The sequence below is a fragment of the Methanopyrus kandleri AV19 genome (genome assembly GCF_000007185.1).
GTDB lineage: Archaea > JAADCQ01 > Methanopyri > Methanopyrales > Methanopyraceae > Methanopyrus > Methanopyrus kandleri.
The window spans coordinates 299,404-325,436 of record NC_003551.1 but is presented as its reverse complement, the minus strand read 5'-3'; the positions used below and the strand labels follow the sequence as shown (position 1 = coordinate 325,436).

Genomic DNA, 26,033 nt, shown 5'->3' with positions numbered 1-26,033 from the left:
GACGGAGAGGCTAAGCCACTTCCGCCCCGTCCGAGACCCGGTGCACGGCCGACACGCACTTCCCGTCCAACACGTCCTCGAGCGCCGTCCTGACGTCCTCGGCGTCCTCGCGCCAGCACACGGCGAAGACAGTCGGTCCCGCCCCGCTGATCGCGAACCCCAGCGCTCCGGTCCCGTAGGCGGTCTCCCGGAGCTCCCTGTACCGGGGTACGAACCGCTTACGCACGGGTTCCGAGATCCTGTCCCATCCGACCATCCTCGCGAACGTCTCCGCGTCCTCCTCGTGGAGCGCGTGCACCATCAGCGCCACCGCCGAGAGGTTGTTCACCACGTCGTCCAGCGAGGGCGGCCGCTCCCTGAGGGCCTTCCTGGCCTCCTCGGTGGTCACCCTCACCCCGGTCGGCGTCACCGTCACGAACCTGAGGTCTCCCGGCACCTCCAGCCTCACGTACTCCCGCTCGAACCGCCAGATCACGAAACCGCCCAGCAGGCACGGGGCCACGTTGTCGTAGTGGGGTTCCCCCGCAGCCGCGCGCTCCCCCTCCGCCGCGAACCTGAGCAGCTCGGACTCCTCGAGCCCCAGTTCGAACTCCCGGTCGATAGCCACCGCCGCCGCCACCGCCGAGGCCGCGCTGCTACCCAATCCCCCCATCGGGACGCCCTTCCTGATCTCCAAGGACACCCCGGGCAGGTCGAACTCCTCCACCATCCTCAGGGCCACACGTCCCGCCGTGTTACGCTCGGGATCGGTCGGGATCGGGTCCTCGGTGACGATCCTCACGCCGTCCGCCTCGTGTGCCTCCACGACGTCGTGGAACCCGTCGACGGCCAGCCCGAACACGTCGAACCCCGGACCGACGTTGGCGATCGTCGCCGGTGCCCGTACGACCGTCGACAACGGCGTCACCCCGACAAGGATACTTAGCGCCGGCCCTCCGGGGGACCGGGTGGTGCCCTTGAACGTCAGCCGCTACTTCGCTCTAGCCCCCGGTACCGGCGTCTCGCCGAAGGAGCTCGTCCAGTGGCTCCTCGAGAACTCGCCGCCCGAAGTGACGATCAAGGAGACCTGCTTCGGGGCCATCGCGGACGGTCCCGAGGACGAGCTGCGGAAGCTCGCCGAGAGGGCCCGCGAGGAGTTCGGGTACGCCGTGTTCTCCAAGGTGAGGGGGTACCCCGCCGGGGACCCCAGGGTCTGCCGGAGGACCCGAGGAGGCGGTCCCAGGCCCGGGTTCCCGCAGCTCCAGCGCGAGGTCGAGCTCCTCGACCTCATCGCGGAGGGGCTGCGTGCCCTAGACAAGGGGGAAGAGGTGGAACTCGAGGAGCGGGAACCCGTGTCCGCGGACACCATCCGGAAGCTCGCCGAGGAGCTGAATTAGGACTCCCGCGAGGTGAGTATCGACGTCCTGACGTCCTAAGGTGACGACCGACACACAACAGCGGGCACGACGATCCGCCGTCAGCTCACATGGACGCACGGATAGGTCTCTCTGTACTTCCTCCCAGTTGTTACCCCGAAGGACTGCAGAACCACCAACGACCGTCTAATCCCGGGCGATCGTGTTCCGTCAGATAGTGCCGCATGGGTAGCAACCGAAGGTGATGAACGTTCTCACCGGCGTTACCGGCCGTGTCGCAGCTTCCATCGTTCTAATTCGAGTTTCACGTCGGGGATCTCGTGTTTCCCGTCGAGGGATTTCCTGCGGGAGTGGATGACCTTCCCCAGGTAGCTCGAGTAGTGGGCGGGCCATCCTCCGAGGGTCCTGATTAGGAAGGACTCGAGTCGATCGGGTAGCTTCTCCAACACGTCCCGGATTCCGGGAGATCCCGCGGGTCTGGCGTCGAATGCTAGCGCGAGCCCGCGGGCCAGTATTCGTCGAGCTTTCTTGTATGGTAAGTCCGAGACCTCGGTGAGTAGTGTTTTGAGCACCGAGCGGAGGTTCCTCATGAGCTGCCGCGCGAGCTCGAGTACCTCCTCACGATCCAGTGAGACCAACCACTCGACGAACCGGACACTCTTGTTCTCGGGTTTGCCCAGGTAGAGCGTGCGCCCGCGCTTGTGTCGGGAGTCGCGACGCCATCTCGCGACGTAGTACGGCCCGCACGTGCTCCCGTTGACGGTCCGATAGGTCACCTCGAGACTCGGCTTCTTCCCACGACGGTAGACCTCCCTCAGGACGCGGAGTGCCCGGATCCGTTCGACCGGGTCATGGGGTATGGGCACGTGCGATCCGACCAACCCCGGCACGTGATCCCCTTAAATGCTCCCAAGTTGTATGGAAGCGGGAGGAGAGCGACGGTGTCGTGATATATAACTTGTCGTCCGGACATACTCTGTCTCCCATACAATGGCTGTCCAACTCGGCTCCTGAGGTCGGGTCGCCCGTCCGCTGCGGTTTCATCGGCAAGCCTACCGCAGGTCGTACCCTCGACCGGGATGGATGATGGGGGAATCCGCTCCGTTACGGCCGACAGAGCCAGTCTCGGCCCACGCGTCCGTTCCACCATCGCCGGTCGAGGTGATCCGGAAGGGTATCCGAAGACCGCGTCTCAGAAGGCGAGAGGTACGGGCGTGCACTCAACCCGACTTTCAGGGTCGGACACCCATTAAGGGAACATAACTGGCCCCGTTAGCGTGGCAAGGCGGGCGTCGCCGGTCCCTCGCCTGAACTCCGGTACCGGCGATGCACCGCCGCGAGGTAGCGTGCCTCCTGAAGACGGCCACCGGGGAAACGTCTCGGAGGCTCCGCGCCTTCGGTGGTTTCGGTTCTCTCCGGAAAATCAATTTAACGAGTTTTCATCGGCTGTGCGTGCGCGTACGCGATGACCGCTAGACCGCAACCACGACGCTCGGTGAGGGGGAAAGACCGTGCTCGGCGCGGCCCTCGCGGCGATCCTCCTCGTCCTACCTGGGTCCGCGCTCGCCGACGCCTGGAGCCCGGTCTCCAAGGTCCACCTCACCGAGCGCACCGAGCTGACGCTCACCGACCAGAACACCGTCCGGGCCCACCTGACGGTCGAGGTCCTCGGCTACGGGCTCGAGGGGAGCACCCGAGTGCCCATCAAGGTGCTCGTGCCGAGCGATGCGGAGCTCGTGACGGCTAAGTGGAAGCCCGAGCGGGGCGGTGAGGTCGAGGTCGAGCCGGTGTCGGTCCGGACCGTGACCTGGCCGGGTAACAGGGATCAGATCGAGTGGGTGACCTACAACCTGCACTCCGGGAGTACGCCGTACATGGACGCGCTCGAGGCCCTGTTCCCGAACAAGATGATCCGGTGGCGGGAGCTGACCTTCGTCCTCCCGGTGGAGGGGACGGGAGGGTACGACGAGCAGCTGGGTACCCTGGAGGTGGTGACCACCTGCCGGACCCACGAGGGAGAGCAGGGAACGTACTTCGCGTGGCCCATCCCGGCGGCCGCCAACCCGGCGTACGAGGTGAGGGTCCACGGTTTGAGCGTCGGTTTCGTGGCGGTGTACGACCCGGAGACCGGGCGGTGGCGCTGGATCGTCCCCGGGGAATGGAGTTACTCGGCACCCCCGTCCTCGCGGTCCGCCAACGTCAACACGGTGATCGTCGACGTGGCCGGCCTGCCGTTCGGGCTCTCCGTCGAGGCCGGTGGCGTCCGCGTGGACCCGGGCCCGACCTGGAAGGCGTCCCGTTTCCTGAGCCTGACCCGCTACCTGCCAGTGCTCGTCGTGATGGAGATCTCCCCGGTCGGGCCCGCGCCCCAGCGAGGGGAAACGGCGTCCGAGCGCGGTACGACGGAGTCCACCGGTGGGATCGTCCCGACACCGCTGATCGTACCGATCGTACCGGTACGACGGAGGTGAAAGCGCGGAGGAGAACCCTCACCCCCCAGACCCGTCCGCCAGAGATCGGACACCGGCTCTCCCCATCGTCCACCCCGTTTCCGGATTGACTCCCCGAGAGGCACGCGTACAATCGACGCCAGCACGTGTGTTCTGCTCCTTCAGAACTCCCGGGTCGACGTGGGCACCTTCAGCATGATTGGAAGGCTCTCAAGGTCTTACGCTCCTCCACCGGTCCCATGAACCTGAGACCTTTCCAACCTTAACACCGGAACACAGGTCATCACCAGTCTACCCCGGGGGAAGCACTGACGACTCGACCGACTGAAACCCATTCCCTCGGAGGACGAGATCGGACCCCCACCCATCAACCCGAAACCGGCCGGTAAAAGCCGGAGGGTAAGGGTCGAATGACGGTGTGCGAGGGGGACGAACCACTGCCGTCACGCTCGCATGGGTGTCCGTGTGTCTTCCGGTCCTCTCGACGGATCATCGTGAGGTGAGGTGGGCCGCGCTCCCGGTGGGGATAGGTGACCGGCCCGCGTCGGCTCGAGCGTCACCGTCGTCGGATACCTCGTCCACCCGGAAGAGCCGGTCGACCGGGCCTTCCAAACAAATCAGCGCACCGGCCACCAGTTTCGGGATCCCCGCCAGCCACGTCCTCACGGGTTCGCAGACGACGCACAGCACCGCCAGTCCCGGCTCAAGCAGCGCCAGCGGGACCAGGGGAGACGGGCCCGAGGAGAGCGCCTTCACCGCGTACCAGGCGTTCAACGCCGTCACGAGCGTCACCACCAGCGGTCCCCAGACGACCTCCGCCGTCGCCATCGTCGGGAGGAGGAACAGCAGACCCGTGATGGCGAGTCCCAAGCCTCCCATCCGGGGATCGTGGGACGGGGCCCACTCCCCTTCGACCAGGGAGGTCAACAGCGGCACTTCGAACGACGGGAGCAGGACCGCCCCTTGATCGACGCGTCCACGATCCCCAACCCGGCCAGCACGTCCGCTCGCCCAACGTCCCCCTCCACGCGTCCGCGGACATCAGGTACCCCGAGATCATCCCGATCGAGGCCGAGGTCATCGGCAGCGCCGGATACAATATCGTTCCGGCCTTCAGACCCACCGCCGCGCCCCGCCCGTACACCGAGGGAACCTCGGCCGAGGTGGCTGAGGCCTCGACCTCCCCACGTTCGTGTTCACCGACGTGTCCACCGGTCACCGCCTCCGCGACCGACGCCAGCGCGTACGCCGCCGCGAACGAGATCATCCCGCCCGCGACGGCCACCGTGACGTGACTCAGCGCCCACTCTTCCCACGTCGGGTCCTCCTGCATCCCGGCCGCTGCTCCCGCTCCCGCCGACGGGGCCGCGATCAACACCACCAGGGCGAGTCCGAACGCCGCTCGAACGCCACCACCCACGGCGACAACCTCCCCCCGCGCGGCAGACGGGCACCGCGTGGGATAACCTCTTCATCCCGACGGCGCTCCCGGGTACGACCGGTGGAACCCGACCCCGGCCTTTCCGCGCGGGTTACGTCTCCGCCCGCGGTTCACCCGAGTCGGTGCGACGGGATCGGGCGTTCACTCCCAGATCAGCAACCCTCCCCATATCAGCAGGCACGACACCGCCACCACCGTCAGCTCGCCCTTGGACACTCCACGTGGGGGTAAGTCCCCCCTGTACCTCCCTCCAGTACTCGTTGAGCTTCTTCTGCACCACCAGAAGCGGTACGCAGGACACCATCAACGCCACGATCGCGCCGAGCGCGTCCACCCGCGTCTCGGCGTGGAAAATCCCCCTGTTGCCGGCGAAGAAGAACCCGAACCACACCGGGTACAGGATCTTGGTCGGACACGGGTCGAGTCCGGCCTCCTCGAGTAACTCGTTGATCTCCACGAACTGCTTCCACACCAGGTAGAGGTTGACGAACGGTACGAACAGCCCGATCGTTCTGAGCACCACGTTGACGTCGCGGCCTAGGTACTCCTTGAAGTCCTTCCAGTTGCGGTAGAACCAGTAGAGCTGGTAGTACCCTCCGGACGCGACCACGAACATCGCGGTCCTACCGAGCGGTCTGGCGTAGGAGCGCTTGTCGTCCGACAAACGTGTACCCCCATCTTCAGCCGCACACACAGGCGGTCGTACCCTTGGTACAAGCTCTTTGAAGTTAATTCAACGGTTGCGCAGGAGATGGCGTGAGAGCTCTAATGTTGCGAGGGACCTAGAGGTCATCGCGCGATCCCGGATCGCGAGGGTGTCCAGGAGTTTTCGGACCGGTCTTCAGGAAAGCGACCCAGTTATTACGTACTCGAACATAGCACATGATATTACTGATGTATAGATCGTCACTATAGCTGTGATTAAATATATAATAATAGAGTTTGACTGTATCTTCGGTGAACAAATGTACTTACGTCTAGAAAACCATAATCCTATCAGTACCGAGTTCGTTAATATTACTAAACTTATTGACACAGTTAAAATGTTGTAGTAATACCTATGTATCAACAATGTTTTGGTGTTAGTCAGATAAAATATCAGCGTAAACAGCGACACTATTATTCCTCCCGCAAATATATTATAAAACCACATCATGAGAGTTACATTAAAAGCTGAGTACACGTCGATGTACTTGTACTTCTCGCAGATCTTCTTGATGATGTTACGGTTTACTTTCTTTTTGGACTCGGCTATGAACTTGACATCTAGTCTCTTGAGTCTAAGGTACCACACCAGCTTACCCACGATACCTAGAAGACAGGAGTTCACGAACACCCAGGTGAGTAAGCTCATCGATAAGTTCCGTATCCCGGGGCATGCCGTGAGATTCTCCCAGCCTTTTCCTAGAGCGACAGCGGAGAGTAGTGCTACGACGGGTAAGCCTATCGGTGGGAAGTCGAAGATCCCGTAGTACCATACTACCTTCGTAGAGGAGAGTCTGACCCCGGTCTCTCCATTCACTCCACCGTAGGGACCCACCGTACCTGATCCTATGGCTTCGTTTAGGATCTTCCGTGCCCTCCTCCACTTAACGGCAATTATCGCTACCGATATCGGCCACAGTACCACCGACGCGAAGAAGATGTAGATAAGGGCGAGGGGCAGCAGGTAGACCTGGTAAAGAAGGGACAACGGGCGTTATCCCCCTATCAACCACAGGTTCGACGTGGCCGCTAGGATCGAGTTGGCGCTCCAGTTGAACGAAAAGTCGTAGTACCTCGCTATGATCTTAGAGGCGGTCGTGTCGGCGTACTCCGATATCTTCGAGATGTACCTGCCCACGGACCTGTACACCGCCGTACCGGCCGCGGCGCCCACGGCTATCTCCTCCGAGACTTGATCCCATGTTCTGTTGTTCAACCATCCGTCTAGCAGCGCCATGATCGCGGACGAACCTAAGGCCGCCAGGTACGGTGCACCGGATACCAGCAGTTCCGCCGCCGCGGGGAAGGGGCCTGCTATGAGCCCTGCCGACAAGATGATCGCCCACTCTATCCCCCACGAGAGTAGCGTCGCCATCGCCCCGTTGATCAGTGGGTTGTTGAAATAGTACTTGAACGTCGATAGGAGGTCGTCCGACGCCGTGAAGCCCGGTTCCGCCTTCCTGAGGTTGTCCGTCAGCGTGCTGCAGAAGCTGCCCGTTGTGACCCCACCTTTCGATGGGAGCGCCCTCGGGGTGATCACCAGCGGGAGTATCTCCCCGGTGGCCATCGAGTAGTAGGTGTACACCGTCGCCTCGGTGCTCAACCCACAGACGCGTGCGAGGAGCGTCGACAGGGCCGTTTCGACCTCAGCGTCGACCTTCACGACTCCTGTCCGTTTCAGGAAGCTCTCGAAGTCCTCTTTTCCACGGTCGATCGCCTCCGTGAAGTCCCTGACGGTCGCTTCGTTGAGCCCTAGCTCCTCGTTCACTTTCCGTACGAACTCCTCCCTCAGCTGGTTCTCCAGCCGAGCGTCGTCACACTGCCACGGTGCGAGCTGAGGTCGACCCAGGGCGATCCTCAGCACCAGGTCCTCGGCCGCGGCCAGAAGCGCGGATGCGTACGAGTTCAGCGCTCGAACGAGGACCGGTGGATCGTAGAAGCTAACTCCGAGCGTGGGCTGGTAGATCAGCAGCTGTGACGAGTCGCTCGACCACACGACTCCTTGGACCACCGCCGGGTACGCCCTGTACGCCTTCAACCCGAGGTCCTCGGCCTGTCGCTTGGCCGCCGAGTCGTACAGTGCCGTCAGCGCCGACAGTGCGAGCTTGAGACCTTCCGTAGCCTTCGAGACGCCCTCGGTGTACCACTGTGTCCCGTGCAGGACGGACCCGAAGTCGGTGGTAACCCCGTCGTCCGGTGGGGGTACTCCCCGTACGTACGCCTTCCAAAGCATGTCCGGAGTCGGCGCGGGTGCTTTGTCGATGTAGTACCTGAGCGCGAAAGGCACACCGAGCCGGGTGCAGATGTCCAGGTCGGAGTGGGGCGTGTACGGGCAGCCCTCCCTCCGGTACGGATCCCACAGCAGATCCTCTTCCGGGAACACCGAGTAGTACCTACCGTCCTCGGCCAGCTCCGTGATCGCCAGTATCCACAGGAGACCTCCCTTCTTCCACCATCGCTCCGGAAAGTCCAGCTCGGTGATCCGTTTGTCCGATGGTGCTTGGATCTTGAGGAGCCACGCTATCGGGTATTTACCGTCGCCCCGGTCTCCGAAGATCAGGGTCGGTGTCTGGAAGACTAACGGCTCACCGTTGACCCAGTACGGCTGCGGATCCGGGCAGGCTCGGGCCGCGACCCTACGTCGCCCCTCGTCGTACGCCCTCGGGTCGAGCGCGCACCAGTCCACGATGCGCACCGAGAGCCCGCTCGCTGTCTTGTCCGTGTACCGTACGAGTTCCCCGGGTCGTGAGGAGGTACTCGAGCTCGCCCGTCAGTTAATGCGCAACCTCCGCTCGGTGCTCAAGACCCTCCTGACCGAGGTCTCGGACCTCCCATACAAGAAAGCCCGACGGTTGTTAGCCCGCGGGCTCGCACTGACCTTCGACGCCAGACCCTCCGAATCACCAAGAATCCGCGACCTCCTAGAAGAACTCCCAAACCGGCTCGAACCCTTCCTCGTGAGAACCCTCGAAGGCTGGCCCGCTCATTACTCCGCTCACCTCAAGAGGATAATCCGCCGCAGGAAATCCCTCGACGGGAAACACGAGACTCCCGGCGTGAAACTCGAATTAGAGCGATGGAAGCTGGGACACGTACCGTGAGCGCCCCGTCAGGTGCTCACGTCGACCTTGGCGGATCCGTCGGCACCATCACGGCGACGGGGCCGGCCCCGGAGGAGAGGACCCAGTCAACATATTTTCGGGGCTATCCGTGCCCGGCCGGGGGTGTCTCCGTGGCCAAGATTCTGGTGACGGATCCTATACACGAGGACGCGCTGATCAAGGCGCTGAAGGAGGGCTGGATCGCGGGCCTGGCGTGCTGGGGGGTCGACGGAGAGGGACCGGCGGCCGTGCTGAGGGAGGCGTACCGCCGGGTGGACGTGCACCCGGTTCGCGGCGTGGTCGCGCTGGCTGTGTTGGAAGATGCGGCGGGCGTGTTGTTGGAGGGGCTGGGGGAAGGCGGCGGAGCGGTTGTCGGAGTGTTTCCGTCGGGCGTGGAACGAGCGATCGGCTCGGCTTCTCGGTCTGTGCCTCTGCGCGTGGTTGTCGGAGCGGTTGGAGGGGTTCGAGGCGTGGTGGGAGGGCGAGAACGGCGGCTGGCAGGGGCTGTACTCTCGGATCCGTCGGAGTGAGCTCATCGAGGATGTGGTGGAGGAGCGGGTGGGCGTGCGGCCGGGGAAGAGGTGGCGGTCGGGATGAGGCTGGGGCCTCTTCATCGGTCCGTGCTCACCGCTGTTCTCATCCCACCTTAGCTCCACCTATCGTTTTGTAATTCATAACGATTGGCCGGGGACGTGGGGGAGGGCGCCTACTCCTTCTCGGTCGGCCCCAGGACGCGGTCGAGGTTGACGACGATGCGGGTCTTCTCGGCGGTGCCGTCCCGCCCGAACTCGAGGGCGTTGCACGGGCAGATCTCTACGCAGAGTCCGCAGCCGACGCACTCCTCGTCGTCGATCTCGATGTGACCCTGGTAGGGCTTGGTGACCTGGATGGCGTCGACAGGGCAGGTGCGCATGCACACGCCGCAGTACACGCACCGGTCCTCGTCGACCTCTACGTTCTTGGGCAGCTTGGGGACGCCTCGCTCAGTTACCGGTTCACCGTCGATGAGCAGGTGATCGCGTCGTACGGGCACACGAAGGCGCAGATACCGCACAGCACGCACGTCTCCTAGTCGATGTCGAGTGGGTCGGCGCCCTTGCGCACAACGGCGGAAGGGGTCTCGACGGTGATCGCGTTCACGGAACAGGCCCGCTCGCAGAGTCCGCAGGCGGCGCACCGGTCGAGGTTCACGACCAGCTCCCGCGTCTTCGCGCCCTCGCGCACGATTCGGATGGTGAGCGGGGAGACTTCCTTCACGGGCTTGAGCAGACCGTCCGTCATTTGCGCGTCCCCCAAACTCGGCCTGACGCTCCGCTTTCCAGGCACCACCGTCTTATAAATCGGGGTGCCGAGAGATGGCAATGCTTATAAAGAGTCAGTTGCGCGGAGCGCAAGGCCGTCGGTCGGGATCATACCTGCTAGTGGGCCTTGCACGGGAGAAAAAGCGGGGAGGGACCGGGGCGTCGCCGGTCTACTCCTCCGCCGGCTCCGCCAGCCGCTCGACGACGTCCGGGAGCCGCTCGCGCAGGACGCTGTAGATCCGGGTCAGCGGAATCTCGGCGGGGCACGCGGTCTCGCAGGCGCCGCACTCGACGCAGTACAGGGCGACGCACTGGGCGATGTGGGCGTGCCAGACTGGGGTGGGGGTCACCGACTCCCGGCCAGCGAAGGACCAGCAGCCCTCTTCGCACGACGCGCACACGGGGCACACCTGCCGGCAACTTCGGCACTTGATGCAGCGGTCGAGCGCCTCGATCGCCTCCGTCAGCCAATCCTCATCGAGCGTCTTCTCCCGCCAGGACCGGGCCATCTTCCGCATGACCTCGTCGATCTTCGCCCGGATCTGTACCGATTTTCCGGGGGCCTCTTGCACTTCCATCGTGCCCGCGTCCAGGGCCCCGGCCAGCAGGTCGCGCCCGTCCTCCGTCTTGACCTCGACGAACGTCCACTCACCCTGCAGGTCGTCTGGAACGCCCCAGTTGCCGCACGCCAGGTCCGCGCGCTCTGGGATGTTCTCATCGCACCGGCGGCAGTTCTCCCGGCGCCCGGAGTCCTGCTCCTCCAACTCGTCGATGGAGACTGAAATCTCCTCGCCGTCGCGGAGCTCAATGACAAGGTGGCCCTTGACGACCTCTTCCCGCTCCACGTCCAGTGGGTCCACCCCGTGCTCCTCCAGGATCTCCAGCACGACTCGGGGTTCGAAGGTACCGCCGCAGTTGAGGCCGATGCGGTACACCCGGTCCGGGTTCACCAGGTCCCGCTCGGCCAGCCGGTCGAGGGTGCGGGCGTCGCAGGGTCGGCAGGTGACGGCGACCCGCAGCGTGGGGTCCTCCCGGTGCAGCTCCGCCACGAGCCGGGCCAGCTGGGTAGGTGCGCAGTGGTAGGAGCCGGAGGGCACCTCGGCGGGATCGTCCACGACGATGGGGCGACCGTCCAGCGCGTCGGCGCCCCGCTCCACGCAGACGACGACGTCCACCAGATCCTCCCGCAGCGCGTGCCGGAGGAGCTCCGTGACGACGCCCCCGCACGCGGCCTCCTTGACGGTGTCGGGGTCCGAGGACCGGGCGAGGTAGCACCCGCCGACCTGAACCTCGACGCTCGACACGGTGTCTACCCCCTCGAGGCCGACCCCCGGGAGTCGGGTCGGACGCGGGCGGGGACGTACTTGTACTCCGGGATCCCGGACTCCGGATCGCGAACGTCGTGGGGCGTCAGGACGTTCTCGCCGAAGTGGAACGGCGTGAAGATCGTGCCCTCTCGCACCCGATCGGTGACTCGAGCGCGGCACCGCCACTCGCCGTAGGGTGTTTCGACGACCACCAGTTCCCCGTCTCGCACGCCGTACCGCTCCGCGTCCTTCGGGTGGATCTCGACGAACGACTCCGGCACCTCCTCGCTCAGGAGCCGCGAGCGTCGCGTGATTGTGCGGGTGTGGTAGTGCGCGTACACGCGGCCCGTGGTGAGGATCAGCGGGTACTCCTCGTCCACGTCTCGCTCCGGTTCCCGGTACTCCACGTCCTCGGGCTTCGGGAACCGGGCCTTCCCGTCCTCGGTGGCGAACTCCTCGGTGTGCAGGATCGGGGTGCCCGGGTGGTCCTCGCTCGGACAGGGCCAGTGGATCCCGCCCGGGCGTCTCCGGAGTCGTTCGTACGTGATCCCTCGGTACTGCGGGACGACGCGTCGGATCTCCTCGAACACCTCGCGCGGGGATCGGTGTCCGAAGCCCTTGAGCCCCAGTCGTCGGGCCACCGCCTCCAGGATCCACCAGTCGGGCCGGGCCTCGCCCGGTGGCTCCACGGCCTTCTCCGCGAGCTGAACGCGCCGATCGGTGGCCGTGAACGTGCCCGTGCGCTCCGCCCAGCCGGCGGCCGGCAGCACGAGGTCCGCCAGCTCGCCGGTCTCGGTCAGGTACAGGTCCTGGACCACCAGGAACTCGAGGCTTTCGAGCTTCTCAACCGCGTGACGTGTGTTCGGCTCGGAGACGGCGGGGTTCTCGCCGACTACGTACATGACGGTGATCTCGTCCGCGTCGAAGGCCTCCGTGAGCTTGAGGCCGGGCTCGTCCGGCACCTCGAAACTCCAAATTTTCGACATTTCATTCGCTGTTTCCGTGTTGATCGGCCGGTACCCGGGGAAGTGCGTCGCCAGGGCGCCCACGTCGCACGCTCCCTGGACGTTGTTCTGCCCGCGGAGCGGGTTGACGCCGGTGCCCGGTCTGCCCACGTTGCCCGTCAGGAGGGCGAGCGCGCACAGCGCGCGGACCGTCCGGGTGGCGATGTCGTGGTGCGTGAGTCCCATGCAGTAGAGGATGCACCCGCGCTCCGCCTCGGCGTAGCGCACGGCGGCCTTGCGCACGTCCTCGGGGTCCACGCCGGCGATCCTCCTGACGTCCCCCTCGGAGACCGCCTCACGCACGTACTCCTCGAACGACTCGAACCCCGTGGTCCGCTCCTCGATGAACGTCCCGTCGTGCAGTCCCTCCTCGACGATCACTTTGGCCATGTAGAGGAACACGATCAGGTCGGTCCGCGGCCTCACCTGTAGGTGTATATCCGCCAGTTCCGCGATCTGCGTGCGCCTCGGGTCGAGGACGATGAGATCCGCGTCGTTCTCCTCGAGACCCTGGAGGATCCGGCGGTACACGATCGGGTGCTGCTCCGCCGTGTTCGAACCCGCGACCAGGTAGCAGTCCGCCTCGACCAGGTCCGGGATCGAGTTAGTCATCGCCCCGGAACCCAGGAGCTCGGACAGCGCGACCACCGTAGGGGCGTGTCACAGGCGCGCGCAGTGGTCCACGTTGTTCGTGCCGAGGGTCCGTGCGAGCTTCTGCGCCACGTAGTTGTCCTCGTTCGTGGCCTTGGCCGAGGTGACGAAGTACACCTCCTCAGGCTCATGGGTCGAGAGGACCTCGGCCACCTCCTCGAGCGCCCGGTTCCAGGAGAGCTCGCGCGGCTCGCCCGACTCGGTCATCCGAACCGGCCGCTCCAGACGGTCCTTCTGCACGGCCTCGGGTAGCTCCCAGAGCTTGACGCACTGTCTACCCTCGTTCACTGGATGCCGCCTCCACGGTTCCAGCAGCTTGATCTCCTCTCCATCGGTTCCAACCAGGATGCCACAGCCGCAACCACAGAACGGGCACACCTGCGGCACGAAACGCATCCTAGCCACGGGTTCTCACCCCCTGAGGTTCCGGGGAGGAAGAGGGGTGGGGACCGGGTTTCGGCCGCGGTTCCCCCGGACCCCCGCGTGGGGGCCCTTCGGGTCGACGGTCCCCTCCTTCGGGGTTCCCGCCGACCTACATCGGGACGGGCCCGGGTTCCCCGCGGCTTACTCCCCGGTCCCCGCGTTCGGTGGTCCGTTTGAGTATGAATTGGGTTCCTATCCTAAGCAGACCGACAAAGATAAATTTCGAGGAAGAAGTCTGTTTGAAGCCTCGAAAAACGGTTCTTGAGTTCTTCCGCTTTGTTAACCAGCCTGTGAAGGTTCGGACCGTTTCAGCGGACAAGTAGGGCTGCTTATTAGTAGGGAACGACGTCATCGCGTGGGACGGTTTCTCGGACCGGAACAATCTGAGGTGTCAGTTGCGGCGAGCGTCCGACGGTCACCATCAATATATTTTTCCACTTGCCCGGGCGGGGGTGCGCGCATGACGAAGATCCTGGTCACGGACCCGTTCATGAGGATGCGTTGCGGAAGCTGGAGGAGCTTGGTGAGGTGGTGCTTGAGGATGCGGACGAGGAGGGGCTCCGTAGGCACGTAAGGGACGCGGACGCGTGGGTGGTGCGGAGCGGGACGCAGGTGACGCGGGAGCTGATCGAGGAGGCGGAGAATCTGAAGGTGATCGCGCGGGCCGGGGTTGGTGTGGACAACATCGATGTGGAGGCGGCGACGGAGCGTGGGATCGTGGTGGTGAACGCGCCGGAGTCGAGCTCGATCTCGGTCGCGGAGCACACGATGAGTTTGATGCTGGTGCTGGCGCGGCGGATTCCGCAGGCGGACCGGTCGGTGCGACGGGGAGAGTGGGATCGGAAGCTGTTCATGGGTGTGGAGCTGGCTGGGAAGGTGCTGGGCGTCATCGAGCTGGGCCGGATCGGTCGGCAGGTGGCGAAGCGGACGAAGGCCTTCGAGATGGAGGTGATAGCGTTCGACCCGTACATCTCGGAGGAGGTGGCAGAAGGGCTGGATGTAGAGCTGGTGGAGGATCTGGACGAGCTGTTGCGGCGTGCGGACGTGGTTACGATTTACGTACCGTTGACGGATGAAACGCAGGGGATGATCGGGGAGCGAGAGCTGAAGCTGATGAAGGAGTCGGCGTTTCTGATCAACTGCGCTCGGGGCGAGGTGGTAGATGAGGAAGCGCTGGTGCGGGCGTGCAGCTGCTGAAGGGCAGGTTACGGTCGGTTGTGATCAAGGTGGGTGAGGAGCCGGGCGATCGAGAGCGGGAGGCCCTGAAGCGGGCGATGCTAAAGGGGTGCTTGGACCGGATCCTGCAGGAGCCGGTCACGATGGTGAACGCGGTGCGGGTTAAGGATTCCCACCCGCCCGAACTGGTGGTTGTTGAAGAAGCGTGACAACCACCTGGACCCGGAGGGGTCCTACGCGCTCGTGCCGGACGTGCCGGAGGGCGGTGACGAGGTCGAGTTAGATGTTGTGAAGTACTCGGAGGTCAGGGACGAGTTCGATCCGAGTAACGGCACGGTGAGTCGGGGCGTGGTCACGTGCCCGCGGTGCGGGACGAGGATCCGCCGCGAGCAGGTGCACGCCCTCGTCGGCAGTTCGAGGGTGAGCCGCCGGGGGAGTTGCCCGTTCGCGCGCGTACTTAGCGGCGGTCGTGGAGGATTCGGGGGCGGGAGCGGGAGTATCGGGCGGCTTCCGATAAGGATTGGGAGTATTTTGGACGGGCGCGGGAGGTCCTGTTCGAGTCGTGGGGGAGTTGGTCGCGGAGGACTTGGTCCCTACTGAGGAGATCCCGAAGTACGATAGTGAGAGGGTTCTTAGTAAGGGTGTGGATCGGTTTTACAAGTTGTTTAATGAGCGGCAGTTGCTCGTGCACGCGGAGTTGCTTGGGGTTATCCGAGAGTTGTGCGAGGGGTTGGATGAGGAATACCGCGAGCCGCTAACCGTGTACGCTATGATTGCTTTCGACAAGATGATCAACTACAACACGATCTGCTCGCGATGGCACTACGGACGTGGCGCCGTCGTAGGCATCTTCGACCAGCACGCGTACGCGTGGTCCTGGGATCACGGCGAGATGGGCGCGGTACCTGGCTGGTGGGACTTCGGGGTCAAGGGCGTGCTCGAGGCGTACGAGGAGTTCATCCGGCTGCTTCGAGGTGTAAAGGAGCGGCCGCGGGTCATCTTGGGGGATGCTCGGAAGCTGCCCACACTCCTCGAGGAGAAGCCGGACACGATCGTCGTGGACCCACCCTACTACACAACGTCCAGTACTCCGAGCTCACCGACTTCTTCTACGTGTAGCTGAAGCGGAGTCCGGTGGCGGAGCTCTTCCCCGAGGCCTTCCTGAGCGAGCTCACTCCGAAGGAGGGTGAGGTGGTCGCGAACCCGGCCCGGCAGGAGGAGCCGGTTCTGGAGTTCGAGGAGGGGCTCCGGAAGTCGTTCGAGGCGATGAGGGAGTGCCTGCCGAAGGACGGCCGGCTCACGGTCATGTTCACGCACCGGGAGCTGCGGGCTTGGGACACGCTCGTGCGGGCCCTCCGGGACGCGGGCTTCCGGGTGAACGCAGCCTGGCCCGTGCACACGGAGGCGCAGTGGTCGCTGTACCAGCGGGATAAGGCCGCGGCCCGGTACACGTTGATCCTGGCGTGCGATCCGTGGGAGGGCGACGGGGAGGTCTAGTGGTCGGAGGTCCGGGACGAGGTGCGGGATCGAGTCGAGAAGGCGGTGAATCGGGCGGAGGAGCTGGGGATCGAGGGAGTGGACAAGCTGGTGGTCGCCTACGGGGCGGCGCTTCAGGTGTACACCGGGCACGAGCGGGTGCTGGACGAGGAGCCGGGCGAGGAGGTGGAGCCCGCCCAGGTCCCGGATGAGGCCCGGCGGGTCGTCTTGGACCTGGAGCTGCGGAAGCTGGAGGCTGGGGAGCTGGACGAGTAGGCCAGCTTCTACGTGCTGTACCTTCTACGGGTATCCGTCGAAGTCCGGCTCCCCGGACTGGGACGAGGTGCGCCGGCTGGGCCTCGTCCTGGGCGTCGACCCGGAGGACCTGCGGTTCGTGGAGCGGTACCGGGGCCGCGCCTACCTCCAGACGTTCGAGGACCGGGACGAGAACCTGAACCCCGAGAGATCAGCCGTGGACGCCCTGCACCGGGCCCTCCGGGCGCTGAACGAGGGAATGGACGCTGTCAAGGGCGTGGTGGAGAAGGCCGACGGCGTGCGGGAGCTGGCCCGGGCGCTGGCCGCGGTGGCCCGACGCCGGCACGGGGACCCGGACAACTACCCGCGGGAGTTGCGCCGGGTGATGTCACTGCTGAGCGCGCTGGGCGAGCCGGTCCCGGGTCAGAAGACGCTGGACGAGTACTAGCCGCCACCTGGCTCACTGGAGTGCAGAATGCCGACGCGGTAAATGCTCAACGTCACCGAGAAGTTCCGCTTGCTGGGAGCCCTGAGAGGGGACCGCACGGTGACCACCTAACTCTCCACTCACGTTGACTGTTTTATCAGCTCCAGGAGGGCTGGCAAGACCACGCAGAGGAGTTTGAGGACGGGAGCTATTTTGGCGGCCGTCAACCTCAGCATTGAGCTCCATTCCTGGGGTTTCTGCTCTATAGGTTCCCTGGTTAAGTTGGCAACAGCGCCGCGACTCCACGTCAGATAGAGCTCTGACGGGTACGCCTTGACACAGCCGTCTAAGACCAGGTAGACCTCATTGATCAACCCCTTCCGGGCTACGTATAAGTTCGATGAATTAACGATACTCGTACCAAATGTGGGGGGATAAATATATAAATCGGTTATTTTTGGTCAAGCAAAGTTGAGTAAGCCGCGGCCCGAAGACGCACCTCCCAACTGCCCGTCCTACATGGTCAGCTTCCCACCCCTTCTCTTCTTCACCCACACCTGAACGTCCAGCTCCTCGAACCCCGGCGGCCGAACCAGCTCCCGGTGACTACGGCCCTCGACGGTAGGGGCCCGTGCCTGAGGATGACGTGCCGGGGTCGCAGCTCCTCGACCAGCCGCCGGATCTCCGACTCGGTAGCATGTCCCGTCTCGGAGACCACGTAGTAGTACGGGACCGACCGCTCCAGCTCCCGCATGACCTTTCTGCTCCGGTACAGGAACCAGCGCTCCGTGATCACGACCTTGGGCTCCTTCGGGAGGCGCTCCTCGATCAGCCGGGGGTCCGAGAGGAGGAGCGGGTACCGGGGCCGGTCGGTGAACACCACGTCGGCCCCCCGGGGTGCGCCCCGGCCCGCCGGATCACGTTGACCGCGTGCTCATCTCACCGAGACACGTGCACGGTCTCCACCTCGGCGGCGGCCCCGACGAGCGGGTTCACGGGGTTGAGCAGGAGCACCACGCGCTCGTCCCGATGCAGCTCAAGGAGCCGCTGCAGCCGGGCCTTGGCCGTCTCCAGGTCGTCCGGATGGACGGAGGCGGCCCGGGTGAACTCGGTCACGAGCACGTCCACCTCGTCGTCCACCTGCTCCTACAGCGGCGGGTGCTCACCCAGCGCGCACCAGTCACCCGTGATCAGCGCCCGGGCGTCCGCCTCCAGCAGGACCGCCCGCGCCTCCGGGACCGCGTGGTTGATCGGGTACGTCTCAACGACGAATACCCCGACTTCGAAACACCTCTTCACGCGCTCGAGGCGCCCGGGGTCGACCCCCTCCAGCTCGAGCAGGGCGGCCGTCACCTCGTCCGAGTACACGACCTCCGGGCCCGTCCTCGGAACCCCGCCGTAGTGGTCCCGGTACGGGTGCGTGACGATAACCGCGTCCGCCCGCTTGACCTGCGACCTCTTGACGTCGGTCACGTCCACGAAGACGCGAGTGAGGCGCTCCCCGCTCTCATCGTGACAGTCGACCACCGTCCCGCACCATGGGTCGAGCGGGCGGAGGACGACGGGCATGGCCATCCCTCAACCCTTAATCGTTGTAACCAGTATGTGTCTGGACGAAATGTATGGGTAAGGGATCAAAAGTAGGGGATTGATTCCCGGGCCCAGAACTCTCCACTGGACCTAAAGAGGTGATCGTTCCGGTGAGTGTACCACGACCCGCTCTCGATACTCGGACTCAGGGGATGTAAACGCGTTTCTGCTCCTGTTGTATCTCGTGGAATTTGCTGAGGGTCCGATCCAGCCGTGAGGCCATCAAAAGTGCAAAAGGATATGTTGAGATAAGTGCAACTGGAAGGCGAGGTCGAGCAAAAGTTTCCATCTAGACGGTACGAATGGGAAGGATATATTCCTCCTCTTACAGCATCGACCGGTCGCAGTGCGCTCACTTCTGGACAATCCTGGACAAAGATGCAGTAGGTTTCGTCTTCGCTTACTAACTTACCCAAGACGCTATGTCTATGTCATTTACTCAATCCATACCACTTACCGGGGCAACTTCCCAGCGTGTGTTCCGTTCCTTACGAAAAGTTTATGTCAACTTCCTCTTGAGGGTGTAGACGGGCGGCTGCGAACCGATTCCCGTCACTGTGTTGGAATCGATCCAACGGTGTGAATAAGGCACATAGAGGTGGTGTTACTCTTGAATTCCCAGAATTTGAATGCTAATGATGGCAAAAAGCTGGCAGAACTGGCAAGAGAGTACGTTAAGGTGGCCGCAGAGTAGGCTAAAAAGGAAGCGATGAAAGTGATGCCATTTTTGAATAGAAGACTGAGTAAAGAGAGCAGGATTCCTGCAGAGAAGTTAACTAGGTACTAAACAAGGTATCGAAAATGGGAAATCTACCAAACGTCACAAGACATTTCGCGAAACATGTTCGAGAGTGTAAGGAAGCAATACGTAAATTAGGCTAGTCTGAAGATGTCGAGGACCTCACTGAGAACATTCAAGACGTGTTAGAAGATGATAAAGAAGAGGAGTGTATTGTTTACACTCCAGTAATCGCTATGTACGGACAATTATATTCAAAGCTTTCAAAGTACTCAAAAAATCATGGAAGCTAAGGAGGGACTAAATAACACCCCATAAATAAAAATCCGCGAGAGCTATGGCCGCCATCATATGAATGAATGTTCATTGCAGCATGTGATTGACCTTCAGTGACAACGCCAACGAGCTTGACCGATCCAATTGGCAGGACTCACTCGATGTTGTCGTAAACGGCGTTGCGGATGCTGAATTTCAGCTACCCGTTACTTCTCTCGCATGCTCTCGAGCTTACTTGATCGAGTACCAAGCTGGACGTTTGATTTCCGACATTCGCTGTCCGGGAGTTCGCGGTATGAGAGTCAACAGGCTCAGGGATCGAAGGATAATGGATCAGGGGTTTAGATGGCGAATCTATGTTGATTCCATCTCACAAGTCTATGATCCCTTGGCTTGACTTACAAGCCTCGTGGAGGATGAGAAGCATACGAATCCACTCTGCGGCTCTGCGAGGTGGTCAGGGGCACGCTCGCTTATTGGCCCAGTGTGCGTGGTTACAAGGTGGGTGGCAATCCCGTACCGACATGGTATTGTTTTAATTCTCGTAACGATTCGGGCAAGAAAAGGCGGTGGAGGTGAGGGCGTTACTTCTTGACGAGCCGCCGGAGGGCGAAGGTGCCGGCGACGTAGTAGGCGGAGAGCACGGTCGGGACGACGTACATGGAGGCCTTGTGGAGGGCGGCGTCGAGGCCGTAGGCGATGCCGGCGGGGATGAGGGTCGCGAGTATGAAGAACAGGATGGTCACGGCGACGAAGTCGAGGAGCTCCTTGTAGACCCGCTTGGTGCTCAGCTCGGGGTGGCTGAGGTACCAGTAGTAGAACGGCACGAAGAGGAACCCGCCGACGGCGTTGCCGAGGGTCACGGGCATGAGGTTGTGGAAGAACTGGCTCCAGGTTATCTTGTAGTGGCTGGCGATGATGCCCGTCGGGATGACCCACATGTTGGCGATGGCGTGCTCGTATCCGATGGCGACGAAGGCGAAGATCGGGAATCAGATCGCGAGGATCTTGCCTGCACCGTCCTTGACGCGCGCTGCCTGCCAGACGGCGAGGTTCACCAGCCAGTTACATCCGATACCCAGGAAGAACAGGGAGATGGGATCCTTAGCGACCTTGGCCTTGGCGATCTCGATGGCGGTTTGGCCGAAGAGGTTGGGGGCACCGACCTTGCCGAAGAGCCCGGTGAGCGGGATCGCCATGAGCGCCAGGAAGATGGACCCAATGAAGTTCCCGCCGTAGCTGCCGAACCAGTTGTAGATCACGTTCCGCCAGTCCGCGTACCCCATTCCCTTGGCCGAGCTGAGCGCCTGCACGTTACCGGTCCAGAGGTCGGCGCCCGCGATGACGACCGCAATCAGGCCCATGGGGAAGACGGCACCGAGCAGGAGCTTGAACAGCGGCTTGTTGAACGTGCCACCCATGACGTAGGGCGGACACTTCGCCACGCAGGCCGCAACGGTCGCCAGGGTAAAACCAAAAGCAATAAATGCACCCGCCATGAAGCCCGCGAACAGCAGCCGACCCGGCGTCGTCCGGAACTTCGGGATTGCCGCCTTCGCCACGTCCTCAAAGGTGGAGTGAACGCCGTACAAGATTAGCTCCTCACGCTTTTCAGCCTCCTTAGACTCGTTCTCACCGGCCAACGCGGATGCCCCAGGTACCAGGTGGTCGCGTTTGAAGAATAATGCTTTCCCATCCGCTCTATTTCGCTCCTTATAAAGACCCTTGTAGTTCAGGTTAGTTTTTGTGGCTTTTTAAGCAAGTAAGCAGGTCGGAAAGCAGGCGATCAGATCGAACCTAGCCCTCCGCGTTAAAGATTTTCGCGCCGAAACGCTCTATCGTTACGATCTGCACGACATTTCCCGGGTCAAGCCCGCCGCCCCCGCACGAGCGGCGGGACCACTAGCACCGGGATTCCCCGTGACGACCGCCTCCTCTGGGACGAGCGACGCCCCGAGGCCCCGTCCCACGTGTGCGCCACCCAGTCCGACCATTCGAACCGGGCGAACCTCCGATACCACACCACGCTCACCACCGACTCGCGAGCCACCCGAGCCGGCAGCGACCAGGACACCGGGACCGACCCCGCCGCACGCTCACCCTCCGATCTCGAAACACACCCGCACCCTCGGGATACGCACCACCCTGCAGGAACGTCCCACCAACCCTCAAACCTCGCGGGTCCGGGACCAGCAACCACGCGCTCGCCCCCACCGGCCCCGACACGCGCAGCGTGCCGCTCGCCCAAGACACCCGGGCCGCGTCCAGCCCACGCAGCAGCACACCGCACCGTCCCGGACAATCCCCGGAACCCACCTCAACCCACCGCTCACCACAACGCTCGAACACGGCACCCTCCTCGACCCCCGGCGCCCGCACCACGCACCACCGCACCGACGAGCACGAATCGAGCACTGCCTCCACGCACTCCCGATCCAAGTCACCACCACTCACCGAGCCCTCCGACGGGAGATCGACCGCGTGATCAACCGGGGCGCCCGCGACCGGCCCCGGGAGGAGAAGGAGCGTGAGTAGGGCGGGGAGGAGCAACCTACCGCACCCCGCCCTCGCTCGGTGCGGGCACCACGCGCGCGAGCACGTCCACCACGCGCGAGGTGGAGTGCACGACCAGCACGCGCTCCCTGCTCACGACACCCACGTCCACGATCGCGTAACCCCGCCCGCTCGGCAGGGTCCCGTCTCGAGCACGCTACCACCATCCACGCGCACGTCCATCGCTCCACCGTCCAGGATCAGCCCAAGGAGAACGCGCCCACTACCACTCAACTCGATCCGCGTCCGCTCACCGTCCGCACGCCAGGACACCTTTACACCCCGGGCGGCCGGCCCACGACCGCGCAGCGAGAGTCGTACTCGGTCTCGCACCCCGTACGCCACGCGCGGTGGTTGCCTGAGGAGGACTCCCACGAACTCCGGGTCGCCTTGCAGCTCGACCGTGACGATCCCCTGCCGCTCGCTCACACCCTGCACGTGCTGGAACGAGAGCTGACCGTTCGCTTTCACCATGCTCCGCACCTCGTACTTCACATCCGGGGCGGGGACCCAGAACGATACCTGCTTCCCGTTCAGGCGGTAGTTGGTGGGGCGTTCGATCTCGGCCTGGAGGGTGGTGGGCACGGGTGGGTAGGGGAAGAGTACTCGTCGGGCGATCAGAAGCTGCCCGGAGAGCGGTCCGCGGTCACGTCGAGGGTGAAGTCGAGCGTGGCTCCGGGCGCGAGCCGGGTGTAGGGCGTGTGGTACGGTCCGTAGTCCGTGCCGGTGAGGTCGGCGCGCACGAAATGGGAGTCGCGGAATGGTGAATGGTTGTAGGGTTATCGGCTTTCCGTTCTGCTGGGTGGTCACGTGCTGGTCGAGGTCGCGGTCGGGGAAGTGGAGGTGGGTCCAGTTGAGGTAGGTGATGTTCGAGTTTCAGTGGTTCGAGGAAGTGGGTGAGTTCGGGCGCGTGCGCGTCCACGCTCACGGTCGCGATTCGCGTGGGTGGGTCGCGCGCCCGTCCTCGTGTATCGGGGTGCCGGCCACGTTGCCCTGCACGTGGTACGCGGCGGGGCGGCCGCGGGGTGGGGTATAGTACACGCTGGCGAGCCAGTGACCATCATTCCCGGGGTGGTAGCGGAGGAGTAGTTTGCCCGCGCCCAGCGTGGGGTCAACGGGCAGGTCTAACGCGTGGGTCGCCGTGGTGGGGCGGCCAGTCCGAGCAGCAGGCAGGCTAACACAAGCATTCGATCGCCCTGGATCGACGCGGCCGGTGGGGGGATCAGGCTGCCGGTGTGGGGGTGCGGGCGCTCGCGGGCCGCTTTTAGGAAATCTGATTATGTGATTCGGAAACGCCTGCCGGCCCGCGGCTCGGACGTGAATGTGGGTGCTTATTAGTCGGGCCGGGTGGGGGGCTCAGGGTGACCTCAGGTGTTTTTGACCCGCGTGCACTTGGAGCCGACGCTGGTGGAGGCGTACGGAAAGGTGCCGGGCGGGGCCTGGCTGGTGCTGGATGCGGTGCTGCAGGCGCTGGAGCCTGAGTCGGATCGGTTGCTCGGGATGGAGCTGTCCCCGGCGAGCCTGTTGGTGGAGCAGGTGGGAAACGACCCGGTCGTGCTGCTGTTGGACGAGACCCGGGCTGAGGTGGTCGCTGAGGGGGTTCGGCGGGCACTGTCGGGGAGTCCGGGGTTCGGTTGTCGGACGGTGATGCGGGCTGGGTCGTGGAGGAGCTGGCATCGCTCGGGGGTCCTGGAGTAGCTACGCCCCGGCTGGATGTGCTGGGTCGGGACTGGCGCGTGGTGGGCGCGAGGACGGCGCTGCTCTGCGGGGAACGGGTGGGCGACGTGCTACGTCGGGTACGGCCGGGTGAGGCTTGGGCCTGGAACGCGTTCGGGCGGTCCTGGTCGGGCCCGTGAGGGACCGCGGCCGGTCGCGGTGGTGTTTAGTCGGTTTCTCCGAGCTCTTCCTCCGTGGTCAGGACAATCGCGGCCACTAGTGCTCTTCTCACGCCCCCCGAGTACGGACGGCTCACACCACGCCCGAATCGGGATGTGATAACGTTCCGGAATGAAGTAAACGTCCACCATCACGTTAACACTGACACCGAGCACGGTATGATTTCTATCGCAAACCGAGAACGTACACGGTAACCCATTGGTACTCGAACGACTGCTCGGGCATCATCGGAATGGAACACAACCCCGAACTGTTTCGCGTGTTGGGTTACGTCTCCGCCCGCGGCTCCATCACCGAGTACCGCCGTCGGGACCGGAACACCACCGTCCGCCGCGTGCGCATCGCCGTGGACCCCGGAGCCCTCGAGGGACTACGACGGGACCTCCGCGCCCTGGACATCGCCCACCAGACGGAACCCCGAGCCCTCAAGATCGACTCCAAGACTGTCGCCGACGAGCTCCTCCGGCTCGGCCTCCCCCTCGGCCCCCGACGCGAGACCGGACCGAGGGTTCCCGACGCCGTTCACCGCGTCCCGACCCACCTCAAGGCCGCCTACCTCTCCGGTCTCTTCGACGCCCGGGCCTCCATCGCCGACAGCTCCCCCGACCACGCCGCGCGTCACCCTGACGATGACCTCACCCGCCCGCCACCGGGACGGGCTCGCGGCCTTCATGCGGGACGTCCTGGACCTCCTGGTGACCCTCGGGGTCCACGCCGTCGCCACCGGCCCCTCCGGACGCGAGTACCTCCGCACCCATCTCCATATCGACGGGGACACCCACGTCCACGGGTTCCTCACCGACGTCGGGTTCCCGTACCACACCCGCAAGCGGCGCGAGGCCCACCGTCTCGGGACCCGACTGGACCATCGGATCGAGCGACTCCGGGCCGAACCGGTCTCCGACCCGCCTGAACCCGTCCTCCGGGATCCCGGGCTCCCGGACCGACAGGGGACCTACCTCCGACGCCGCGGTCTCCTCCCGATCGCGCTCGACGACCACAAGATCCCGCTCCTCGCCCGCGTGCTCGGGTACGCCCTCGGCGACGGTAGCCTCCACGAGATCGACGGACAACTGCGGCTGACTTTCGCCGGCGAACCCGAGGGTCTCCGTGACCTCGCCGACGACCTCGCCACGCTCGGCGTCGGGACGGGTCTCAGACGGTGGGACACGAAGGACATGGTCGAGCTCCACGTGCACTCGCGCGCCTTCGCCCGCTACCTGGAGCTCCTCGGGATGCCCCGAAGCCCGAAGGTCGAGCGCGTCTACGGGGTACCCGGGTGGATCCTGCGCGCGCCTCCCGGCGTCAAGGCCGAGTTCCTCGCCGGTCTCTTCGGGGCGGACGGATGGCTGACGGGGTCCGACGGTCGGTACGCGATCGGCCTGACCCAGGCGAAGTCGGCCGTGTACCTGGGTTCCCTGCACCTCTTCATGACCGAGATCGGTGAGATGTTGGAGGAGGTCGCGGGCTGTAGATGGGGCCTGAACCGGGAGCGGTGTTACACGACGGAGGACGGTAAGGTGAGGGTGACGGAACGCCTCTTCATCTGCGGTCGGGAGGACGTGATGCGGTTCCTGAGCGACGTGGGGTTCGCCTACTCCCGGGCCAAGGCCGAGAGGACGGAGAGGGCGCTGAAGGCGCTCGGAGGCTCCGTCCGGGGCATAAGACTCAAATACCGGGAGAAGTGACCTCAACTGTGGCGGGGACGGGCCCGCAGTTCAGCCCGGCAGAACGCCGGCCTGACGAGCCGGTGGTCCCGGGTTCAAATCCCGGCGGGCCCACTTTGAAATTGTTACGTAACCCATAACAATACGATTTGAAACTCAAACGCAACCAAAGCGTAACCTCAAGTTACACCGACATTCCGCCGAAAGTCACACCGCCGGGGCGGGAGTGCCCGGTCCTAT

General features: G+C 64.0%; 32 protein-coding genes, 1 tRNA gene and 3 pseudogenes. 16 read left to right on the top strand and 20 right to left on the bottom strand.

Annotated elements, in window-relative coordinates:
• Positions 1 to 10 precede the first annotated feature (10 nt).
• On the bottom strand, positions 11 to 898 hold the full coding sequence (locus MK_RS01790; protein WP_158295880.1) for a homoserine kinase: 888 nt from the start codon (positions 896 to 898) through the stop codon (positions 11 to 13).
• A gap of 52 nt (positions 899 to 950) precedes the next feature.
• On the opposite strand from MK_RS01790, the gene MK_RS01785 reads away from it, so the two are divergent.
• Positions 951 to 1,376, top strand: coding sequence for a methanogenesis marker 6 protein (locus tag MK_RS01785; RefSeq protein WP_011018702.1), 426 nt, complete (start codon positions 951 to 953; stop codon positions 1,374 to 1,376).
• Between the two features lie 242 nt (positions 1,377 to 1,618).
• Here MK_RS01785 and MK_RS01780 read toward each other — a convergent pair whose 3' ends face one another.
• Positions 1,619 to 2,236 carry a DUF1678 family protein gene (locus tag MK_RS01780; protein ID WP_011018701.1) on the bottom strand — a complete coding sequence of 206 codons (618 nt, stop codon included), beginning with the start codon at positions 2,234 to 2,236 and terminating at the stop codon, positions 1,619 to 1,621.
• Between the two features lie 630 nt (positions 2,237 to 2,866).
• Between MK_RS01780 and MK_RS01775 the strand changes: the two genes are divergently transcribed.
• Complete coding sequence (locus tag MK_RS01775) at positions 2,867 to 3,826, top strand: hypothetical protein (protein ID WP_011018700.1); 960 nt, start codon at positions 2,867 to 2,869, stop codon at positions 3,824 to 3,826.
• 468 nt (positions 3,827 to 4,294) lie between these two features.
• Here the strand turns inward: MK_RS01775 and MK_RS01770 are convergent, their stop codons facing one another.
• The 4 genes from MK_RS01770 to MK_RS01755 all read right to left on the bottom strand — a co-directional run bounded on the left by MK_RS01770 (position 4,295) and on the right by MK_RS01755 (position 8,646).
• Positions 4,295 to 4,732, bottom strand: a complete 438-nt coding sequence (locus MK_RS01770) for a hypothetical protein (RefSeq protein WP_148679471.1) — start codon at positions 4,730 to 4,732, stop codon at positions 4,295 to 4,297.
• A 605-nt stretch (positions 4,733 to 5,337) separates the two neighbouring features.
• Positions 5,338 to 5,910: a hypothetical protein gene (locus MK_RS01765; protein ID WP_011018698.1), complete on the bottom strand. Its 573-nt coding sequence runs from the start codon at positions 5,908 to 5,910 to the stop codon at positions 5,338 to 5,340.
• A 177-nt stretch (positions 5,911 to 6,087) separates the two neighbouring features.
• The gene (locus MK_RS01760) at positions 6,088 to 6,939 is read right to left on the bottom strand and encodes a hypothetical protein (protein ID WP_148679470.1); all 852 of its coding nucleotides are present in this window, start codon (positions 6,937 to 6,939) and stop codon (positions 6,088 to 6,090) included.
• A gap of 6 nt (positions 6,940 to 6,945) precedes the next feature.
• On the bottom strand, positions 6,946 to 8,646 hold the full coding sequence (locus MK_RS01755; protein WP_011018696.1) for a hypothetical protein: 1,701 nt from the start codon (positions 8,644 to 8,646) through the stop codon (positions 6,946 to 6,948).
• 46 nt (positions 8,647 to 8,692) lie between these two features.
• Between MK_RS01755 and MK_RS09440 the strand changes: the two are divergent.
• Both MK_RS09440 and MK_RS01745 read left to right on the top strand, forming a co-directional pair.
• Positions 8,693 to 9,052, top strand: a pseudogene (locus MK_RS09440) (DUF1678 family protein); the annotation flags it as partial.
• Between the two features lie 131 nt (positions 9,053 to 9,183).
• Positions 9,184 to 9,582 (top strand): dehydrogenase, encoded by a 399-nt coding sequence (locus MK_RS01745; protein WP_011018694.1) that lies wholly within the window; start codon positions 9,184 to 9,186, stop codon positions 9,580 to 9,582.
• Positions 9,583 to 9,758: 176 nt separating this feature from the next.
• On the opposite strand, the gene MK_RS01740 is transcribed toward MK_RS01745, so the two are convergent.
• The 6 genes and pseudogenes from MK_RS01740 to MK_RS09425 form a co-directional block, all read right to left on the bottom strand.
• Positions 9,759 to 10,019: a 4Fe-4S dicluster domain-containing protein gene (locus tag MK_RS01740; protein ID WP_394296046.1), complete on the bottom strand. Its 261-nt coding sequence runs from the start codon at positions 10,017 to 10,019 to the stop codon at positions 9,759 to 9,761.
• Between the two features lie 20 nt (positions 10,020 to 10,039).
• Positions 10,040 to 10,111, bottom strand: coding sequence for a 4Fe-4S binding protein (locus tag MK_RS09435; RefSeq protein ID WP_394296045.1), 72 nt, complete (start codon positions 10,109 to 10,111; stop codon positions 10,040 to 10,042).
• A gap of 9 nt (positions 10,112 to 10,120) precedes the next feature.
• A complete protein-coding gene (locus tag MK_RS01735) occupies positions 10,121 to 10,333 on the bottom strand; it encodes a 4Fe-4S binding protein (RefSeq protein WP_148679467.1) in 213 nt (70 codons plus the stop codon).
• 190 nt (positions 10,334 to 10,523) lie between these two features.
• The gene (locus MK_RS01730; RefSeq protein WP_011018692.1) at positions 10,524 to 11,657 is read right to left on the bottom strand and encodes a Coenzyme F420 hydrogenase/dehydrogenase, beta subunit C-terminal domain; all 1,134 of its coding nucleotides are present in this window, start codon (positions 11,655 to 11,657) and stop codon (positions 10,524 to 10,526) included.
• 5 nt (positions 11,658 to 11,662) lie between these two features.
• The gene (gene fdhF / locus MK_RS09430) at positions 11,663 to 13,555 is read right to left on the bottom strand and encodes a formate dehydrogenase subunit alpha (protein WP_394296044.1); all 1,893 of its coding nucleotides are present in this window, start codon (positions 13,553 to 13,555) and stop codon (positions 11,663 to 11,665) included.
• Positions 13,556 to 13,588: 33 nt separating this feature from the next.
• Positions 13,589 to 13,711, bottom strand: a pseudogene (locus tag MK_RS09425) (hypothetical protein); the annotation flags it as partial.
• Positions 13,712 to 14,239: 528 nt separating this feature from the next.
• Between MK_RS09425 and MK_RS01715 the strand changes: the two are divergent.
• The 7 genes from MK_RS01715 (at position 14,240) to MK_RS01690 (ending at position 17,093) form a co-directional block, all read left to right on the top strand.
• The gene (locus MK_RS01715) at positions 14,240 to 14,935 is read left to right on the top strand and encodes a hydroxyacid dehydrogenase (RefSeq protein ID WP_264370763.1); all 696 of its coding nucleotides are present in this window, start codon (positions 14,240 to 14,242) and stop codon (positions 14,933 to 14,935) included.
• Entirely contained in the window at positions 14,923 to 15,123 is a 201-nt protein-coding gene (locus MK_RS09235; RefSeq protein WP_011018689.1) for a dehydrogenase, read from the top strand. Before MK_RS01715 ends, MK_RS09235 begins: the two co-directional genes overlap by 13 nt.
• The gene (locus tag MK_RS01710) at positions 15,107 to 15,514 is read left to right on the top strand and encodes a hypothetical protein (protein WP_158295879.1); all 408 of its coding nucleotides are present in this window, start codon (positions 15,107 to 15,109) and stop codon (positions 15,512 to 15,514) included. Before MK_RS09235 ends, MK_RS01710 begins: the two co-directional genes overlap by 17 nt.
• Positions 15,486 to 16,037 (top strand): DUF1156 domain-containing protein, encoded by a 552-nt coding sequence (locus MK_RS01705; RefSeq protein ID WP_148679463.1) that lies wholly within the window; start codon positions 15,486 to 15,488, stop codon positions 16,035 to 16,037. The genes MK_RS01710 and MK_RS01705 overlap by 29 nt, the downstream gene beginning before the upstream one ends.
• An 11-nt stretch (positions 16,038 to 16,048) precedes the next feature.
• Positions 16,049 to 16,411 (top strand): hypothetical protein, encoded by a 363-nt coding sequence (locus MK_RS01700; protein WP_148679462.1) that lies wholly within the window; start codon positions 16,049 to 16,051, stop codon positions 16,409 to 16,411.
• 21 nt (positions 16,412 to 16,432) lie between these two features.
• The gene (locus MK_RS01695; RefSeq protein WP_158295878.1) at positions 16,433 to 16,666 is read left to right on the top strand and encodes a hypothetical protein; all 234 of its coding nucleotides are present in this window, start codon (positions 16,433 to 16,435) and stop codon (positions 16,664 to 16,666) included.
• Positions 16,667 to 16,733: 67 nt separating this feature from the next.
• Positions 16,734 to 17,093, top strand: a complete 360-nt coding sequence (locus MK_RS01690; RefSeq protein WP_148679460.1) for a hypothetical protein — start codon at positions 16,734 to 16,736, stop codon at positions 17,091 to 17,093.
• Positions 17,094 to 17,212: 119 nt separating this feature from the next.
• On the opposite strand, the gene MK_RS01685 is transcribed toward MK_RS01690, so the two are convergent.
• From MK_RS01685 to MK_RS01655, 7 genes and pseudogenes are all read right to left on the bottom strand, one after another.
• Positions 17,213 to 17,446, bottom strand: a complete 234-nt coding sequence (locus MK_RS01685; RefSeq protein ID WP_011018686.1) for a hypothetical protein — start codon at positions 17,444 to 17,446, stop codon at positions 17,213 to 17,215.
• A gap of 173 nt (positions 17,447 to 17,619) precedes the next feature.
• Positions 17,620 to 17,955 carry an MBL fold metallo-hydrolase RNA specificity domain-containing protein gene (locus tag MK_RS01680; protein WP_158295877.1) on the bottom strand — a complete coding sequence of 112 codons (336 nt, stop codon included), beginning with the start codon at positions 17,953 to 17,955 and terminating at the stop codon, positions 17,620 to 17,622.
• 56 nt (positions 17,956 to 18,011) lie between these two features.
• Positions 18,012 to 18,200: a hypothetical protein gene (locus MK_RS01675; RefSeq protein WP_148679458.1), complete on the bottom strand. Its 189-nt coding sequence runs from the start codon at positions 18,198 to 18,200 to the stop codon at positions 18,012 to 18,014.
• Between the two features lie 18 nt (positions 18,201 to 18,218).
• On the bottom strand, positions 18,219 to 18,641 hold the full coding sequence (locus MK_RS01670) for a hypothetical protein (protein ID WP_148679457.1): 423 nt from the start codon (positions 18,639 to 18,641) through the stop codon (positions 18,219 to 18,221).
• Positions 18,642 to 20,261: 1,620 nt separating this feature from the next.
• Positions 20,262 to 21,239 (bottom strand): annotated as a pseudogene (locus MK_RS01665) (formate/nitrite transporter family protein).
• 466 nt (positions 21,240 to 21,705) lie between these two features.
• Positions 21,706 to 22,227 (bottom strand): hypothetical protein, encoded by a 522-nt coding sequence (locus MK_RS01660; protein ID WP_011018685.1) that lies wholly within the window; start codon positions 22,225 to 22,227, stop codon positions 21,706 to 21,708.
• A gap of 96 nt (positions 22,228 to 22,323) precedes the next feature.
• Positions 22,324 to 22,815 (bottom strand): hypothetical protein, encoded by a 492-nt coding sequence (locus MK_RS01655; protein ID WP_158295876.1) that lies wholly within the window; start codon positions 22,813 to 22,815, stop codon positions 22,324 to 22,326.
• Between the two features lie 2 nt (positions 22,816 to 22,817).
• On the opposite strand from MK_RS01655, the gene MK_RS01650 reads away from it, so the two are divergent.
• The 3 genes from MK_RS01650 to MK_RS01640 all read left to right on the top strand — a co-directional run bounded on the left by MK_RS01650 (position 22,818) and on the right by MK_RS01640 (position 24,086).
• Positions 22,818 to 22,997 (top strand): hypothetical protein, encoded by a 180-nt coding sequence (locus MK_RS01650; RefSeq protein ID WP_148679455.1) that lies wholly within the window; start codon positions 22,818 to 22,820, stop codon positions 22,995 to 22,997.
• A gap of 604 nt (positions 22,998 to 23,601) precedes the next feature.
• Positions 23,602 to 23,928, top strand: coding sequence for a hypothetical protein (locus MK_RS09050; protein ID WP_158295875.1), 327 nt, complete (start codon positions 23,602 to 23,604; stop codon positions 23,926 to 23,928).
• The gene (locus MK_RS01640) at positions 23,892 to 24,086 is read left to right on the top strand and encodes a hypothetical protein (RefSeq protein ID WP_158295874.1); all 195 of its coding nucleotides are present in this window, start codon (positions 23,892 to 23,894) and stop codon (positions 24,084 to 24,086) included. The genes MK_RS09050 and MK_RS01640 overlap by 37 nt, the downstream gene beginning before the upstream one ends.
• A 410-nt stretch (positions 24,087 to 24,496) precedes the next feature.
• Here the strand turns inward: MK_RS01640 and MK_RS01635 are convergent, their stop codons facing one another.
• Entirely contained in the window at positions 24,497 to 24,799 is a 303-nt protein-coding gene (locus MK_RS01635; RefSeq protein WP_148679452.1) for a hypothetical protein, read from the bottom strand.
• On the opposite strand from MK_RS01635, the gene MK_RS01630 reads away from it, so the two are divergent.
• Together MK_RS01630 and MK_RS01625 are read left to right on the top strand one after the other, a co-directional pair.
• Positions 24,798 to 25,814: an LAGLIDADG family homing endonuclease gene (locus MK_RS01630; protein ID WP_148679451.1), complete on the top strand. Its 1,017-nt coding sequence runs from the start codon at positions 24,798 to 24,800 to the stop codon at positions 25,812 to 25,814. The two genes, MK_RS01635 and MK_RS01630, sit on opposite strands and share 2 nt — an antisense overlap.
• Before the next feature lie 19 nt (positions 25,815 to 25,833).
• Positions 25,834 to 25,907: transfer RNA gene (locus tag MK_RS01625), tRNA-Val, on the top strand.
• The last annotated feature ends 126 nt before the right edge of the window (positions 25,908 to 26,033 follow it).

What these genes read in the sequence shown, in the direction of transcription:
- MK_RS01735 (WP_148679467.1), bottom strand. Translation starts at nt 10,333, where the DNA reads ATGACGGACGGTCTGCTCAAGCCCGTGAAGGAAGTCTCCCCGCTCACC.
- MK_RS01670 (WP_148679457.1), bottom strand. Translation starts at nt 18,641, where the DNA reads ATGCCCGTCGTCCTCCGCCCGCTCGACCCATGGTGCGGGACGGTGGTC.
- MK_RS01630 (WP_148679451.1), top strand. Translation starts at nt 24,798, where the DNA reads ATGCGGGACGTCCTGGACCTCCTGGTGACCCTCGGGGTCCACGCCGTC.
- MK_RS01635 (WP_148679452.1), bottom strand. Translation starts at nt 24,799, where the DNA reads ATGAAGGCCGCGAGCCCGTCCCGGTGGCGGGCGGGTGAGGTCATCGTC.